Below are 14,993 nucleotides of genomic sequence, written 5' to 3'. Positions count from 1 at the left end.
CGAGGCGAGGCCGTTGAGATTCAGGGCCGCAGACGATGGGGTCGCGTCATGGTCGGACTGTTGCATCGCGTGATCGGGAACTGGCGGCAACGCAAGGCCAGTTCGGCGCGCGTCGATCCAAGTCCGCCCCCGCGACCGGCGCGCGGATCGGTCGATCATGTCATCTTGCTGGATGGCACGCTCGGCTCGCTCTCGCCGGCGCATCTGACCTCGATCGGGATGATCTACCGCTTTTTGCGCCGGTCCTCGCCGCGGGCCTCGGTCTATTACGGCAAAGGTCTGCAATATCGCGAATGGCGCGACATCAAGGACATCTGGCTGGGCTGGGGGGTGGAGGCGCAGATCCTGCGCGCCTATGGCTGGCTGGCGATGCGCTACCGTCCGGGCGACCGAATCTTCCTGATCGGCTATTCGCGGGGGGCCTTTGCGGCGCGCTCGCTGGCGGGGCTGATCGACCGCGTTGGTCTGCTGCGCAAGGATGCCGCGACCGAACGCAATGTCGAACAGGCCTGGCGGCATTACCGGGCCGAAGTCTCGCCCGTGGCCTTTCGCGATGCGCTCTGTCACCCCACCGCGCCGATCGAGATGGTGGGGGTGTTCGATACCGTCGCCGCGCTGGGCGTGCGGCTGCCGCTGTTCTGGACGATGAGCGCGGATCGGGTGCGGTTTCACGATCACCGGCTGGGCCGGTCGGTCCGGCACGGGTTTCAGGCGCTGGCGCTGCATGAAACGCGGCCGGTGCTGTCGCCGCTGCTGTGGAACAGCAACGGCACCGGCGCGGCGCGGATCGAGCAGGTCTGGTTTCGCGGCTGCCATGCCGATGTGGGCGGGCAGCTGGCCGATTACGATGCGGCGCGGCCCTTGTCGAACATCCCCCTCGTCTGGATGCTGGAGCAGGCGGAAAATCTGGGCCTGGCGCTGCCGCAGGGCTGGCGGGGGGACTTTCCCTGTGATCCCGCCGCGCCCTCGGTCGGCAGCTGGGGCGGCTGGGGCAAGCTTTACATCATGCGCCAGCCGCGCCGGGTCGGCGTGGACGGGTCGGAGCGGCTGCACGATTCGGTGCGCAAGCGCAAGCTGGAATGGTGGATCCGCGTCGGCACCGGGTTGAAACGCCGCGGCCCGAAACCCGAACTGGCGCTGGTGCCGTTTCAGCCGGAACCGCCCATGATCAGACAGGTCGCCGTGCCAAGGGCATAGGTCTTGCCATCGGCGGTGCCGACAATCTCGCCCCGTGCGACGCCCGTTGACCGCCCGACATGCTCGACCCGGCCCAGGGCGCGGACCTCGGTGCCCGGCGGGATCGCGCGCAGCATGTTGACCTTGTATTCGGTCGTCGTCTGATACTGCCCGCGCTTCAGCCCGGTGATCACCGCGCAGGTCAGGGCCGTATCCAGAAGCACCCCATACCAGCCGCCATGCACGCCGCCAAAGGCATTGGTGTGATCGTGCCCCGGCGTGCCCGTCACCTCGACCAGCCCGGGCTCGACCCGGGTGACGCGATAATTGCAGCCGCGCGCAAAAGTGGTCGTGGGCACCTGCCCCGCCAGCATCGCCCGCATGTACTCAAGCCCGGTCATCGCCTGCACCTCGGCCAGGGTCAGGAAATCCGCGGGCCCCGCGGCATAGTTCGGTTCGGTCATCTCTCTCTCCCTTTGCGCCAGCGTGACGCAGGGGAAGGAAACGGAAAAGGGGGCCGAAGCCCCCCGCAAAAGTTCCGTCACGTCACTTCAGGCGACGTTTTCCAGCACCACATCCGGGTTCACGCCCAGCGCATGGCAGACATCGCGGGTCATTTGCGGCCGGTTCAGCGTGTAGAAATGCAGATCCTCCACCCCACCCGCGATCAGGTTGTCGCACAGTTCCGTGCACAGCGCCGTGGCCAGAAGTTGCTCGCGGTCGTCGCGGATCGCATGATCGAAGGCCTCTTCGACCCAGGCCGGGATCGAGGTGCCGCAGCGCTGCGCGAACCCCTTGGCGCCTTTCCAGGACTGGATCGGCAGGATGCCCGGGATGATCTTCGCGGTGATCCCTTCCTTCACGCAGGCGTCGCGGAAGCGGAAGAAGGTCTCGGCCTCGAAGAAGAATTGCGTGATCGCCGAGGTCGCCCCCGCCTCGCATTTGCGTTTCAGCCAGCGCACATCGGCAAGCGTGTCGGCGGCTTCCGGATGCGGTTCCGGATAGGCGCCGCAGCGCAGGGTGAAGCGGCCGTCCTTGGCCAGCCATTCGATCAGATCGACCGAGGAGGCAAAACCCTCGGCATGCGGCGTGAAGCGGGCGGCGCCTTTCGGCGGATCACCGCGCAGCGCGACGATCTCGGTCACGCCAGCCTCGGCGTAAGCGTCGATGATCTCTTGCGTTTCGGCTTTCGTCGCATCGACGCAGGTCAGATGCGCGGCGACATTGAGCCCGTAATTCTTGTGGATCGCCGCCACGGCTTCGTGGGTCAGCTTGCGCGTGGTGCCGCCCGCGCCATAGGTGACCGAGACGAACCCGGGTTTCAGCGGCGCCAGAACCTGCGCCGTCTCCCACAGCCGGAACGAGGCGTCGAGCGTCTGCGGCGGGAAGAATTCAAAGCTGACTTTCGGCGTGGTCATCGGGGGCGTCCTTTTTGTGTTGCCCCCTTGTCGCCGATTCTGCGATGTGAGACAAATTCATAATCTTCAAGAAGGTGATGAGGCCGCCTCATAATGCACATCGAGTTTCGGCACCTGCGCACGATCAAGGCGATTCACGATGCAGGCGGCCTCGCGAAGGCGGCCGAGATCCTGCACATCACGCAATCGGCGCTGTCGCATCAGGTGAAGGGGCTGGAAGATCAGGCGGGGGTCGAGCTTTTTGCGCGTCGCTCCAAGCCCTTGCGCCTGTCCGCCGCGGGGCTGAAGCTGCTGCGTCTGGCCGAGCGCATCCTGCCCGAGATCGACGCGACCGAGGCGGAATTCGCCGCGATCCGGCAGGGACGGGCCGGGCGGCTGCATATCGCCATCGAATGCCACGCCTGTTTCGAATGGCTTTTCCCGGTGCTGGAAGCCTTTCGCCGCGTCTGGCCGGAAATCGACATCGACATTCGCCCCGGCCTCGCCTTCACCGCGCTGCAGGCGCTGGCGCGCGAAGACGTCGATCTGGTGATCTCCTCCGACCCTGATCGGCTCGAGGGCATCACCTTCAACCCGCTTTTCGACTATTCGCCGACCTTCATCGCGTCCGCCAGCAACCCGCTCGCCGCGAAACCCTATGTCGAGGCGCGGGATTTCGCCGATCAGACGCTGATCACCTATCCGATCGACCGGGCGCGGTCGGATGTGTTCTCGCTGCTGCTGACCCCCGCGAAAGTGGAGCCGAAAGCGCATCGGCAGGTGGAGCTGACCACCGTCATCCTGATGCTTGTCGCCTCGGGGCGGGGCGTGGCGGTGCTGCCCGACTGGGTGCTGCGCGAGGCGAAATACCAGCCCGATTACGTGACGAAGCGGGTGACGGAACACGGCCTGACGAAGCGGCTTTATGCCGCGACGCGCGAGGAAGACGTGACCGCCCCTTACATGGCGCATTTCCTGCGGCTGGCGCGGACCGAGCCGGTCAAGCTGCAACGGGCGTAGGGGTCGTCACGCAAGGGTGATGTAACCGTCACAAAGTTGCGCGTGACGGGCTGTCGACACCGGCGTTAGATCGCGGCTTCAGCCCGAGGACCTCCGATGACCGCCATTCCCCAGCCGCGCGCCGCGCAAGCGACCGTGTTCCCGATCCTTCTGGCCGTGTCCGCCTGTCACATGCTCAATGATGTGATGCAGTCGATGCTGTCGTCGATCTATCCGATCCTGAAGGCGGATTTCGCGCTGCAATATTGGCAGATCGGGCTTTTGACGCTGGCGTTTCAGGGCACGGCCTCGCTGTTGCAACCGGCGATCGGGATTTACACCGATGCCAAGCCGCAGCCCTGGTCGCTGCCGCTGGCGTCCTGCTGCACCTTTCTGGGCGTGATGGGGCTGGCCTTTGCGCCCAGCTACCCGGCGCTGATCGCGGCGGCGATGCTGGTCGGGCTTGGCTCGGCGATCTTCCACCCCGAATCGAGCCGCGTCGCCCGCGTCGCCTCGGGCGGGCGGTTCGGCCTGGCGCAATCGGTGTTTCAGGTCGGCGGCAATTTCGGCACCTCGATCGGCCCGCTGCTGGCGGCTTTCGTCGTGCTGCCCTTTGGCCGCCCCTCGGTCGCGATCTTTGCCGGGCTCGCCGTGCTGTCCGGGATCGTGCTGGTGCAGGTCAGCCGCTGGTATGCCGACCATCTGGCCGCGCGGGCGAAACGGGGGGTGGACAAGACCCTGCCGCTGTCGAAGGGCCGGACCATCGCCGCGATCTCGGTGCTGGTGATCCTGACCTTCTCGAAGAACGCCTACATGGCGTCCTTGCATTCCTATTACACCTTCTACCTGATCGAGAGCTTCGGCGTCGACACCCGCACCGCGCAGCTGATGCTGTTCCTGTTCCTCGGCTCGGTGGCCGCCGGAACCGTGCTGGGCGGGCCGGTCGCCGACCGCTTCGGGCCGATGGTGGTGATCTGGATCTCGATCCTGGGCGTGCTGCCCTTCACCCTGGCCTTGCCGCATGTCGGGCTTGTCGCCTCGGGCGTGCTGACGGTCTGCATCGGGCTGATCCTCGCCTCGGCCTTTTCCGCCATCGTCGTGCTGGCACAGGAACTGTTGCCCGGCCGTGTCGGCATGGTGGCCGGGATCTTCTTCGGCCTGTCCTTCGGCATGGGCGGCATCGCCGCGGCGGGTCTGGGGCTGATGGCCGACCATTGGGGCATCCGCACCGTCTATCTGATCTGCTCGGCCCTGCCCGTCATGGGCGTGCTGACCGTGTTCCTGCCGAAACGCGCCGATTTGATCCGCGGCTGACCTCTTGGAATCTTCACCTCTGCCGTGTAAGGCAGGCGCTTGAACCGAAGGAGCCCCCCCGATGCAAGGCAGTGCCAACCTCAACCTGATGATCAAGGCCGCGCGCAAGGCGGGGCGGGCTCTGGTGAAGGACTTCCGCGAGGTCGAGAACCTGCAGGTTTCCTCCAAGGGGCCGGGGGACTTCGTGTCGAAAGCCGACCGCGAGGCCGAACGGATCATCAAGGAAGAGCTGCGCGGCGCGCGTCCGACCTATGGCTGGCTGGGCGAGGAAACCGGCGAGGAAGCGGGCGAAGATCCGACCCGGCGCTGGATCGTCGATCCGCTCGATGGCACCACGAACTTCCTGCACGGCCTGCCGCATTGGGCGGTGTCGATCGCGCTGGAACACAAGGGCGAGGTCGTCGCGGGCGTCGTCTTCGACGCGGCCAAGGACGAACTTTACTATGCGGAAAAAGGCCTTGGCGCCTTCATGAACGAAAGCCGGCTGCGCGTGTCGGGGCGGCGCCACATGATCGAGGCGCTGTTTGCAACCGGCGTGCCCTTTGGCGGCCGGTCCACCCTGCCCGCGACGCTGCAGGATCTGGCGCGGCTGATGCCGGTCTGCGCGGGCGTGCGCCGCTTCGGCTCGGCGGCGCTTGACCTCGCCTATGTCGCCTCGGGCCGCTATGACGGCTACTGGGAACGCGGCATCAACGCCTGGGACATGGCCGCCGGCCTGATTCTGGTCAAGGAAGCGGGCGGCTTCGTCGGCCCGGTGCGCGCCGACCGCGGCATTTTCGAAAGCGGCACGGTGATCGCGGGCAACGGCGAGCTGTTCGAACCGCTGTGCAAGATCATCCGCGACGTGAACTGATCCGCCCAAAGCGTGAACGCAACGCGAACACAGCGCTGCGCGTTCACCGCTTGTTCACCCCGTTATGACAGGGTGGCCGCATCACCAGAAGGGGATGCACCATGCTTCACGACGCTGCCTGGACACTTGCCGAAAACATCTTCGGCGCCGCCCGCCCTGCCCGGGCGCTTTACCCGCTCGAATCGGCGATGGACGATCTTGGCCGCGCCGCGCGCGACATTGCCTTTGCCGAAACCGCCGATGTGATCGCGCTGCACCGGATCACCGTGCTGCGCGACATGATCGAGGCCTGCCGCAGCGAAATCGCCCGGAGCCAGGAGTCGAAAGTGGCGATGGAACTGGCCGCCGCGATCGATGGTCTGGGCGAAGAGCTGTCGTCGTTCGAGGAAACCCTGCCGCTCGAACGCGCCTTCCGCGCCGATCAGCGCGACCATGCCGTCGCCCGCATCGAAGCCGCGCAATCGCGGCTGCGCACCTTCATCGAAACCGTGGGGATGCAGCCCGACCTGTTCGATCCGGCCCTGACACGGGAGGAGGCGGTCGAACTGGCCATGGCCGCGCTGGAACGCAGCCCGGCGCAGATCATCGCCGCCGCCCGCCGCGAGGCCGAGGCCCGTCAGGCCGGGGCGCCGATCCCGATGCCCGAGGGCTCGCCCTTCCATTTCACCCAGCCCGAGGGCTGGATGGCCTGGCTTGCCGCGCGGATCGCCGAACGGGTCGGCCGCGGCATGACGGAAAGCCCGTCTCAGGGCTGAGGGCGTTCGGGCACCAACAGACCGCGCTGCACGGCGGGGCGGTCGAGGAACCGGTCGAGCCAGGCGGGCACGTGGCGCAGATCCTCCCATCCGACCAGATCGGTCACCTTGTAATGCACGTTCAACCCGCGCAACCACGGACAGATCGCGATATCGGCAATGGAATAGTCGCCCGCGATCCAGTCCCGGTCGGCCATCACGCCATCGAGCACCCGCAAGAGCCGCGCCACCTCGGCGCGGTAGCGTTCCTTCGGGCGGGGATCCCCGATCTCCTTGCCGGCATAGGCGTGGAAATAGCCCAGCTGCCCGAACATCGGCCCGACGCCGCCCATCTGGAACATCAGCCATTGCAGCACCTGATAGCGCTGCGCCTCGGGCAGGAATTGTCCTGATTTCTCGGCCAGATAGATCAGGATCGCCGCGCTTTCGAACAACGCGAGCGGCTTGCCCCCCGGCCCGTTCGGATCCAGAATCGCCGGGATCTTGTTGTTGGGGTTGAGCGAGAGGAACTCGGGCGTCATCTGGTCCTGCGTGTCGAACCTGACCAGATGCGGCTCGTAGGGCAGCCCGGTCTCCTCCAGCAGGATCGAGACCTTGACGCCATTCGGCGTCGGCAGGGAATAAAGCTGGATCACTTCGGGACGGGTCGCGGGCCAGCGCCGGGTGATCGGGAAGGACGAAAGATCGGTCATGGGGGCCTCCTGTCGGCTCAGACTGCCCGAAATCCGCCCGCGCGCAAGCCGCAGCCGCGAACAGCCCCTGTTCCGGCCTGCACGCCGGAACAGGGAATGTCTTACAGCTTCAGCGCCGTCACCGGGTCGATCGCCGTCAGCCCCTGCGCCGCGCCGACCGGGGCACAGGTGATCCGGCCCGCATGGACATTGAGCCCGGCCAGCAGATGCGGATCGTCGCCGCAGGCCTGCCGCCAGCCCTTGTTCGCCAGCGCCAGCAGGAAGGGCAGCGTCGCATTGCCCAGCGCGAGCGTCGAGGTCCGGGCCACGGCTCCGGGCATGTTCGCCACGCAATAGTGAATGATTCCATCGACTTCGTAGATCGGATCCTGATGCGTCGTGGCCTTCGAGGTCTCAAAGCAGCCGCCCTGATCGATCGCCACATCGACCAGCACCGCGCCCGGTTTCATCGTCTTCAGCATCGCGCGGCTGACCAGTTTCGGCGCCGCCGCCCCCGGCACCAGCACCGCGCCAATCACCATGTCGGCATCCCGGATCAGCTCGGCCGTGGCGGCGCGGTCGGAATATTGCGTCGTCAGCCGCCCCATGAAGACATCGTCCAGATAGCTCAGCCGCGGGATCGAGCGGTCCAGCACCGTCACATGCGCCCCCATCCCGGTCGCCACCCGCGCCGCCGCCGTGCCGACGACCCCGCCGCCGATGATCACCACATTCGCCGGACGCACCCCGGGCACACCGCCCATCAGCACGCCGCGCCCGCCATTGGCCTTTTGCAGCGCCCAGGAGCCCACCTGCGGCGCCAACCGCCCCGCCACCTCGGACATCGGCGCCAGAAGCGGCAGCCCGCCCATACGGTCGGTCACCGTCTCATAGGCGATGCAGGTCGCCCCGGATCTGAGCAGATCCGCGGTCTGTTCCGGATCGGGCGCCAGATGCAGATAGGTGAACAGCACCTGCCCGGGGCGCAGCTGCGCCCGCTCGGCGGCCTGCGGTTCCTTCACCTTCACCACCATCTCGGCCTCGGCCCAGACCGTCGCGGCATCGGCCGCGATCCCCGCCCCGGCGGCGACATAATCGGCATCGGCAAAGCCCGCGCCAAGCCCCGCCCCGGTCTCGATCAAGACCGCATGGCCCTGCCCCACCGCCTCCTGCACCGCCGCCGGGGTCATGCCGACCCGGAATTCCTGTGCCTTGATCTCTTTCACGCATCCGATCTTCATGGCGTTCCTCCCTGCCATTTCTGCCCCCACTCTGCGCGTGTCGGCATGAAAAATGCGTTCAAATATGCTTGCAAAACACCCGTTTCTGCGCGCATATCTTCCACCGATCCGCAAAACCTTCGAAGAAACTTGCGCGCCCATGACCCTTGACGCCACAGATCGCCGCATCCTGACGGTGTTGCAAAAACAGGGCCGCATCTCGAATGCGGAACTGTCCGAGCGGGTCAACCTCTCGGCCTCGGCCTGTCACCGCCGGGTGCAGCGGCTTGAGGACGAGGGCTACATCAAGGATTACGTCGCGCTGGTGGACGCCCGCCGCCTCGGCCGCCCGACCACCGTCTTTGTCGAAATCACGCTCTCGGGTCAGGCCGACGAGGTGCTGGAAGCCTTCGAACACGAGGTAAAAAAGATCCCCGACGTGCTCGAATGCCATCTGATGGCGGGCTCGGCCGATTATCTGCTCAAGGTCGTGGCCGAGGATACCGAAGATTTCGCCCGCATCCACCGCTCGAAGCTGGCGCGGCTGCCCGGGGTGCAGGGGATGCAAAGCTCCTTCGCGCTGCGCACCGTCTTCAAGACCACCGCGCTGCCGATCTGAGCCGGAAACGCCTGAAAATTGGTTGTTAAGAGCTTGCGTCTAGGCTTCCGGGCGGAGGTTCCGATGCGACTCGAATTCCTGGTTCTGGCTCTCTCGATCACGATCGCCCCGGCGGCGACGCTGCTGGATGCCAAGGCATCGGGCGCGGGCCCCTGGGTCATGGTCGTGCCCCCCTGGCGCAGCGCCGATCTGGTCGCCGCGCAGGCGGGCGCACGGCTGATCGGCCCGACCGGGGCACCTCTCGGACATATGGTGGCTGCGACGGACCCGACCGCCGCGCAGCGCCTTGCGGAGGCGGGGGCCTGGGCGGTCCTCGATGCCGCGTCGGTCGCCCGGTTTTGTGGAGAATACTGACATGATGATCCCTGCGACGGACCAGGACAGGATCCCGATGCGGCTGCGCGTGTTCCTGATCGCCACGCTCGCCTGTGCCGTCCTTGTCACCGGCGTTGCGCTTCTGGTCGGCACGGCCGCCGTCGCCGCTTCCCTGATCGCCTGGAGTTTCGCGGCCGTGGCGGGGCTTGGCACGCTGCGCGGCGACACCACGACCGGCCGCATGCTGGTCGCGCAGGGGCTTGTGGGGCAGGCGATCGCCTTCACCGCGGCGCTCTCCGGGCATCCCTGGCAGATCGACAGCCACATGATCTATTTCGCCGTCCTCGCGGCGCTGGGGGCGATGGTCGATGTTCGGGTGCTGCTGATCTCGGCCGCGACGATCGCGCTGCATCACCTGACGCTCAGCGTTCTGCTGCCAAGCCTCGTCTATCCCAGCACGGAGCTGTGGCCGAACATCCTGCGCACCCTGTTCCACGGCGCGGTGGTGGTGGCGGAAACCGCGGTGCTGGTCGCCAGCGTGATTTATCGCCAACGGATGGAAGCCTCGCTCTCCGCGCAGCTCGACAGCGTGCAACAGATCTCTCAAAGCGCCGAGGCCGCGCAACGCCGCGCCGAAGAAGCCGCCGCGCAGGCCGAAACCCGCCGCCACGAGTCCGAAAGGATGGCGCAGGACGCCGAAGGGCTGCGCGCCGAGGCCGAGGAAACCGCCCGCGCCGCCGCCGAGGCCAATGCCCGCGCGATGGAGGCTTCGGCCCGTCTGGCCGATGAACGCAACAGCCATGCGTCGCGTCAGGAAGCGGTCGTCACCCGTCTGCGCGACGTGTTGCGGGCCTTGTCGGACGGCGATCTGACCGTGCGGCTGGCCCGGATCGAGGGCGGCGATTACGGCTCTTTGAGCGAGGATTTCAACGCCGCGGTGACCCAGCTGGCGCAGGCGATCGGGGTGGCGCTCTCCTGTTCCGAGGAGATCACCGCGCAGATTGCCGACATCACCTCGGCGTCGGAAAATCTGTCCTCCCGGACCGAACGGCAGGCGCATGCGCTGGCCAATACCGCCTCGGCGATGAATGAATTGTCCAGTTCGGTGGGTTCGGCGGCGCAGATGGCGACCGCGGCCGCGCAGGCGGCGCAGGCGGCGGAAAAGATGGCGCGCGACAGCACCCATGTCGTCAACGCCTCGATCCAGGCGATGGGCGAGATCGAGCAAAGCTCGCATCAGATCGCCTCGATCACCTCGGTCATCGACGACATCGCCTTCCAGACCAATCTTCTGGCGCTGAATGCCGGGGTGGAAGCCGCCCGCGCGGGCGAGGCCGGGCGCGGCTTTGCCGTCGTCGCCTCGGAGGTGCGCGACCTTGCGCAGCGCTCCTCGGCCTCGGCGCGCGAGATTTCGACCCTGATCCAGTCGTCGGAACGGCAGGTGAAGACCGGGGTGGATCTGGTCAATCAGATGGTCACCACGCTCGACAGCATCGTGTCGGCGGTGGAGAATATCTCCGCCCGGGTCGCCGAAATCGCCCGCTCGGCCGAGGAACAGGCGCGCGCGCTGACCGAGATCAACGGTTCGGTCGAGCAGCTGGACGCGGTGACGCAACAGAATGTCGCGATGTTCGAGGAGACGACGGCGGCAAGCCGGGTGCTTTCGGGCATGTCGGGGCAGTTGCGCGAGGCGATGGTGCTCTTTCGCACCGAGTCGGTGGCGGCAGCGCAGCGCCGGGTGGCCTGAGCCCGGCACGGCCCCAAACCCGGGCCCCAAAAACCAGAAACCCCCGTTGGCAGGGCCACGGGGGTTCGCGGTGCGGGCAAGCCCGCCAGCGTTATCAAACGCCTCTTAAAGTGCGCCTTCGCGCTGAGCTTTCTTCCGCGCCAGTTTACGGGCACGGCGAACGGCTTCAGCTTTCTCGCGCGCTTTCTTCACGGACGGCTTTTCGAAATGCTGCTTGAGCTTCATTTCGCGAAAAACCCCCTCGCGCTGAAGTTTTTTCTTCAGGGCACGAAGCGCTTGTTCGACGTTGTTGTCGCGAACGCTGACCTGCATGTGGTGTCACCACCTTCCTAAGTTTGAGTTGCATCAGTTTGCAGGAAGCGGCCATATAGCAAAGGTCCGGACATTTGTCCACCGCTGCCGCGCAAGGGAAAAGCAATGAAAAACGACCATTTGGAGGCATCGCGCCTGCGGGCCGAGCTGCTCGAGGCGATCACCCCGCATGTGCCTTTCGATGGCTGGTCCGATCCGGCCTTTGCGGCGGCGGTGACCGATCTGGGCGTCGATCCGGCGCTGGCGCGTCTGGTCTGCCCGCGCGGCGCCATCGATCTGGTCGCCGAATACCACCGAGGCGCCGACCGCGCCCTGGCCGAGGCGCTGAAAGCGCAGGATTTTCAAGGTCTTCGTTTTCGGGACAAGGTCGCGGCGGCGGTGAAGATGCGGATCGGTCTGGTCGATGCGGAACTCGTCCGCCGCGCCAGTTCCGCCTTTGCCTTGCCGCAGAACATGGCCTTGGGCGGGCGCCTTGTCTGGGAAACCGCCGACACGATCTGGCTTGGCCTTGGCGACGAAAGCCGCGATTACAACTGGTATTCGAAGCGCCTGACCCTTTCGGGCGTGTTCTCGGCGACGGTGCTGTTCTGGATCGGCGACGAAAGCCCCGATCGCGCCGACACCTGGGCCTTCCTCGATCACCGGATCGAAAACGTGCTGCAGTTCGAAAAACTCAAGGGCGGGCTTTTGCGCCTGCCCGGCCTGCGCGGGGTCCTCGATGTGATTCGCGCGCCGGAACCGATGCAGGCGCCGGGCAGCCTGTCGCCGCGGGGGGACAGGCCGTGAACACCCTGCCGCAAGCGATGCGCTGCATCGAGATCACCGCCCCCGGCGGCCCCGAGGTGTTGAAACCGGCCAGTCGCGCCGTGCCGGTGCCGGGTCCGGGCGAGATCCTGATCGAGATCGCCTTTGCCGGGGTGAACCGCCCCGATGCGCTGCAACGCGCGGGCGCCTACAAGGCCCCTCCGGGCGCCTCGGACCTGCCCGGGCTCGAATGCTCGGGCCATGTCGCAGCGCTTGGCCCCGGTGTCTCGGGCTGGGCGGTCGGCGATCCGGTCTGCGCGCTGCTGCCCGGCGGCGGCTATGCCGATTATGCCACCTGCCCCGCCGCCCATGCCCTGCCCGTCCCCGCGGGGATCAGCCTGCGCGACGCCGCCTGCCTGCCGGAAACCTGCTTCACCGTCTGGTCGACCGTGGTGATGCGCGGCGGCCTGACCGCGGGCGAGCGCTTCCTCGTGCACGGCGGCTCCTCGGGCATCGGCACGACGGCGATCCAGATCGCCCGCGCGCTCGGCGCCCGGGTCTGGGCCACCGCGGGCAGCGCGGAAAAATGCGCCGCCTGCGACAGCCTTGGCGCCACCGCGATCAACTATCGCGAGACCGATTTCGCCGAAATCCTGCGCGCCGAGGGCGGCGCGAACCTCATCCTCGACATGGTGGGGGGCAGCTATATCGCCCGCAATATCAAGGCTCTGGCCGATGACGGGCGGCTGGTCTTCATCGCCTTCCTTGAGGGCCCGAAGGCTGAGATCAACTTCGCCCAGGTGATGTTGCGCCGCCTGACGCTCACCGGCGCGACGCTGCGCCCGCAATCCGACACCGCCAAGGCCGAGATCGCAAGGCAGCTGCGCGCCCATGTCTGGCCGATGATCGAAGCGGGCAAGGTGAAGGTGGTGCACGACAGCAGCTTCGCGCTGGAAGAGGCCGCCGCCGCCCATGCGCGGATGGAAACCAGCGCCCATATCGGCAAGATCGTGCTGCGCCTGTCCTGAGAACGCCCCCGGAAAGGGCGATTTGCACCAGGAAAAAACCCTGCGGCTTCTTCTTGGCCCAAATACGCCCTTTTCGGCGCCTATCGCAGGCGCTCCATCAGCGCATCGGACTTGCGGCAATCGCGCCGCACATCCGCCCCGCAGGGCCGCGGCAGCAGATCCTTTGTCAGACAGATCCGCACCTCGTCGATCCGCTCGCCCGCACAGGTCACCGTCACCCCCTCGGGCGACAGCCCCGGATTGGCCGCCAGAAACGCCGCTTCCACAGCGGCGGCCGACAGCCGGACATCTTGCGCAAGCTCTTGAAACGGAACGGGAATGGCGATGCTCTCATAGGCCTGCCGCGCCCGGGCGTAATAGTCCGCCGCCGCAAGGCCGGAACAGCGGCCGTGCTTCTTCCATTGGTACCAGGCCGCGCCATCCGCCCCCATGATGTCCGCCATCGCCGCCGTTTGCGCCCGCGAAGGATCGCGCGACGCGCTGCGACAGTAACTCGGCCAGCCCGCCTCGAACTGCGGCCAAAGCCCGTGCAGAACGAAATCGGCACCGCTGCCCGGGTCGCATTGCCGCGCTGCCCGGTCCCGGCCCTCGGTCGCGCACCAGCCGGGCGACCAGCTCAATGCGAGGACGTAATAATCGAACTCCCCCGCCCGCTCGCCCTCGGCAAAGGCAGGACAGGCAAGCAGACCTGCGGCACAAATGGCGAAAAGCCTCATTTTCTCTTTCCTCCGCAGCCATTCGGCCCTATATAAACCGGCAATTCCCCACCAGAAATGGACCGCGGCCGGGGGGAACCGGGCCGCAGCCGGTTTCTCGGCCCGGGAGAGATATGTGTAGAGGATCGCTCCGATGACGAACAAGCCCCTGATGGCGAAGGCCACCGCCGTTTGGCTCGTGGACAATACGACCCTGACCTTCAAACAGATCGCCGACTTTTGTGGCATGCACGAACTGGAAGTGCAGGGGATTGCCGACGGCGACGTCGCGGTTGGCGTCAAGGGCTTCGATCCGGTCGGCTCGAACCAGCTCGACCCGCGCGAGATCGAGAAGGGCGAGAAAGACCCGGTCTACAAGCTGCGGCTGAAATTCAATGCCGCCGCCCTGGGCGAGGACAAGCGCCGCGGCCCGCGCTACACGCCGCTGTCGAAGCGGCAGGACCGGCCGAATGCGATCCTCTGGCTGGTCAAGTTCCACCCGGAACTCGCCGATGCGCAGATCGCCCGCCTGGTCGGCACGACGAAACCCACCATCGCCTCGATCCGCGAACGCACGCACTGGAACATCGGCTCGATGACCGCCATCGACCCGGTGGCGCTCGGCCTGTGCCGTCAGTCGGAACTGGATGGCGAAGTGCAGAAGGCCGCGAAGAAACGCGCCGCCGAGGGCGTGATGAGCGATGACGAGCGCCGCAAACTGGTCTCGACCGAGCAGAGCCTTGGCATGACCACCGAACCGCGCCTGCCCGGCACCGGGATCGAGGGCTTCGGCCACGACCCGCGCGAAGAAGAGGCGGAGGATCCGAAAGACTTCTCGGATGCCGACAGCTTCTTCAACCTGCCGCATGGCGACGACGACGAGGACGAAGACGACAGCCACGATCCGCGCCGCTGATCGTCCCGCCGTTTCAAAGAAAGGGGCCCTTCCGGTGACGGCGGGGCCCCTTTTCCATGTCCGAAACGCAAGACCGGGTTTGGTTTCTTCTTGGGTCAAATACGCATCTGAAGTCCGGGGGTCCGGGGGCGGAGCCCCCGGCGGGTCGCCTCGGGCGCAAGCCCGAGGCGAAACCCGCGCCCGGATCAGAACTGATCGACCGACAGCCCCATCACGGTCTCCGAGCCGCTTT

At 66.6% G+C, this 14,993-nt stretch carries 17 protein-coding genes; 11 read left to right on the top strand and 6 right to left on the bottom strand.

Annotated elements, in window-relative coordinates:
- Nucleotides 1-48: 48 nt before the first annotated feature.
- Entirely contained in the window at nucleotides 49-1,197 is a 1,149-nt protein-coding gene (locus FBT96_RS16325; protein WP_136908475.1) for a DUF2235 domain-containing protein, read from the top strand.
- Here the strand turns inward: FBT96_RS16325 and FBT96_RS16320 are convergent.
- The gene (locus FBT96_RS16320; protein ID WP_136908473.1) at nucleotides 1,149-1,640 is read right to left on the bottom strand and encodes a PaaI family thioesterase; all 492 of its coding nucleotides are present in this window, start codon (nucleotides 1,638-1,640) and stop codon (nucleotides 1,149-1,151) included. The genes FBT96_RS16325 and FBT96_RS16320 overlap by 49 nt on opposite strands.
- Nucleotides 1,641-1,727: 87 nt before the next feature.
- On the bottom strand, nucleotides 1,728-2,594 hold the full coding sequence (metF, locus tag FBT96_RS16315; RefSeq protein WP_136908471.1) for a methylenetetrahydrofolate reductase [NAD(P)H]: 867 nt from the start codon (nucleotides 2,592-2,594) through the stop codon (nucleotides 1,728-1,730).
- Nucleotides 2,595-2,687: 93 nt separating this feature from the next.
- Here metF and FBT96_RS16310 point away from each other — a divergent pair, with 93 nt between their 5' ends.
- The 4 genes from FBT96_RS16310 (at nucleotide 2,688) to FBT96_RS16295 (ending at nucleotide 6,494) form a co-directional block, all read left to right on the top strand.
- Nucleotides 2,688-3,593, top strand: coding sequence for a LysR family transcriptional regulator (locus tag FBT96_RS16310; protein ID WP_136908469.1), 906 nt, complete (start codon nucleotides 2,688-2,690; stop codon nucleotides 3,591-3,593).
- Between the two features lie 96 nt (nucleotides 3,594-3,689).
- On the top strand, nucleotides 3,690-4,886 hold the full coding sequence (locus tag FBT96_RS16305; protein WP_136908467.1) for an MFS transporter: 1,197 nt from the start codon (nucleotides 3,690-3,692) through the stop codon (nucleotides 4,884-4,886).
- 61 nt (nucleotides 4,887-4,947) lie between these two features.
- Entirely contained in the window at nucleotides 4,948-5,739 is a 792-nt protein-coding gene (locus FBT96_RS16300; RefSeq protein ID WP_136908466.1) for an inositol monophosphatase family protein, read from the top strand.
- A 101-nt stretch (nucleotides 5,740-5,840) separates the two neighbouring features.
- Nucleotides 5,841-6,494 (top strand): hypothetical protein, encoded by a 654-nt coding sequence (locus tag FBT96_RS16295; RefSeq protein ID WP_136908464.1) that lies wholly within the window; start codon nucleotides 5,841-5,843, stop codon nucleotides 6,492-6,494.
- Here FBT96_RS16295 and FBT96_RS16290 read toward each other — a convergent pair.
- Both FBT96_RS16290 and ald read right to left on the bottom strand, forming a co-directional pair.
- Nucleotides 6,485-7,186 carry a glutathione S-transferase N-terminal domain-containing protein gene (locus FBT96_RS16290; RefSeq protein ID WP_136908462.1) on the bottom strand — a complete coding sequence of 234 codons (702 nt, stop codon included), beginning with the start codon at nucleotides 7,184-7,186 and terminating at the stop codon, nucleotides 6,485-6,487. The two genes, FBT96_RS16295 and FBT96_RS16290, sit on opposite strands and share 10 nt — an antisense overlap.
- Before the next feature lie 101 nt (nucleotides 7,187-7,287).
- A complete protein-coding gene (ald, locus tag FBT96_RS16285; protein ID WP_136908460.1) occupies nucleotides 7,288-8,406 on the bottom strand; it encodes an alanine dehydrogenase in 1,119 nt (372 codons plus the stop codon).
- A gap of 139 nt (nucleotides 8,407-8,545) precedes the next feature.
- Here ald and FBT96_RS16280 point away from each other — a divergent pair, with 139 nt between their 5' ends.
- The 3 genes from FBT96_RS16280 (at nucleotide 8,546) to FBT96_RS16270 (ending at nucleotide 11,066) form a co-directional block, all read left to right on the top strand.
- Nucleotides 8,546-9,004, top strand: coding sequence for an Lrp/AsnC family transcriptional regulator (locus FBT96_RS16280; RefSeq protein WP_136908458.1), 459 nt, complete (start codon nucleotides 8,546-8,548; stop codon nucleotides 9,002-9,004).
- A gap of 63 nt (nucleotides 9,005-9,067) precedes the next feature.
- Nucleotides 9,068-9,358, top strand: a complete 291-nt coding sequence (locus tag FBT96_RS16275; RefSeq protein WP_136908456.1) for a hypothetical protein — start codon at nucleotides 9,068-9,070, stop codon at nucleotides 9,356-9,358.
- A 1-nt stretch (nucleotide 9,359) separates the two neighbouring features.
- Complete coding sequence (locus FBT96_RS16270) at nucleotides 9,360-11,066, top strand: methyl-accepting chemotaxis protein (protein ID WP_169583531.1); 1,707 nt, start codon at nucleotides 9,360-9,362, stop codon at nucleotides 11,064-11,066.
- Nucleotides 11,067-11,171: 105 nt separating this feature from the next.
- Here the strand turns inward: FBT96_RS16270 and rpsU are convergent, their stop codons facing one another.
- Nucleotides 11,172-11,378, bottom strand: a complete 207-nt coding sequence (rpsU, locus tag FBT96_RS16265; protein ID WP_011748553.1) for a 30S ribosomal protein S21 — start codon at nucleotides 11,376-11,378, stop codon at nucleotides 11,172-11,174.
- A 105-nt stretch (nucleotides 11,379-11,483) separates the two neighbouring features.
- On the opposite strand from rpsU, the gene FBT96_RS16260 reads away from it, so the two are divergent.
- Both FBT96_RS16260 and FBT96_RS16255 read left to right on the top strand, forming a co-directional pair.
- Nucleotides 11,484-12,164, top strand: a complete 681-nt coding sequence (locus tag FBT96_RS16260; protein WP_136908454.1) for a COQ9 family protein — start codon at nucleotides 11,484-11,486, stop codon at nucleotides 12,162-12,164.
- A 17-nt stretch (nucleotides 12,165-12,181) separates the two neighbouring features.
- The gene (locus FBT96_RS16255; protein WP_136908616.1) at nucleotides 12,182-13,150 is read left to right on the top strand and encodes an NAD(P)H-quinone oxidoreductase; all 969 of its coding nucleotides are present in this window, start codon (nucleotides 12,182-12,184) and stop codon (nucleotides 13,148-13,150) included.
- Between the two features lie 80 nt (nucleotides 13,151-13,230).
- Here FBT96_RS16255 and FBT96_RS16250 read toward each other — a convergent pair whose 3' ends face one another.
- Nucleotides 13,231-13,866, bottom strand: a complete 636-nt coding sequence (locus tag FBT96_RS16250; protein WP_136908452.1) for a ribonuclease T2 family protein — start codon at nucleotides 13,864-13,866, stop codon at nucleotides 13,231-13,233.
- Between the two features lie 133 nt (nucleotides 13,867-13,999).
- Here FBT96_RS16250 and FBT96_RS16245 point away from each other — a divergent pair, with 133 nt between their 5' ends.
- The gene (locus FBT96_RS16245; protein ID WP_136908449.1) at nucleotides 14,000-14,761 is read left to right on the top strand and encodes a DUF1013 domain-containing protein; all 762 of its coding nucleotides are present in this window, start codon (nucleotides 14,000-14,002) and stop codon (nucleotides 14,759-14,761) included.
- Nucleotides 14,762-14,993 lie beyond the last annotated feature (232 nt).

This window comes from Rhodobacter capsulatus (assembly GCF_005144475.1).
GTDB lineage: Bacteria > Pseudomonadota > Alphaproteobacteria > Rhodobacterales > Rhodobacteraceae > Rhodobacter > Rhodobacter capsulatus_C.
Note: the sequence above shows the minus strand (reverse complement) of the source record. Positions and strands in the feature narration are given on the sequence as shown.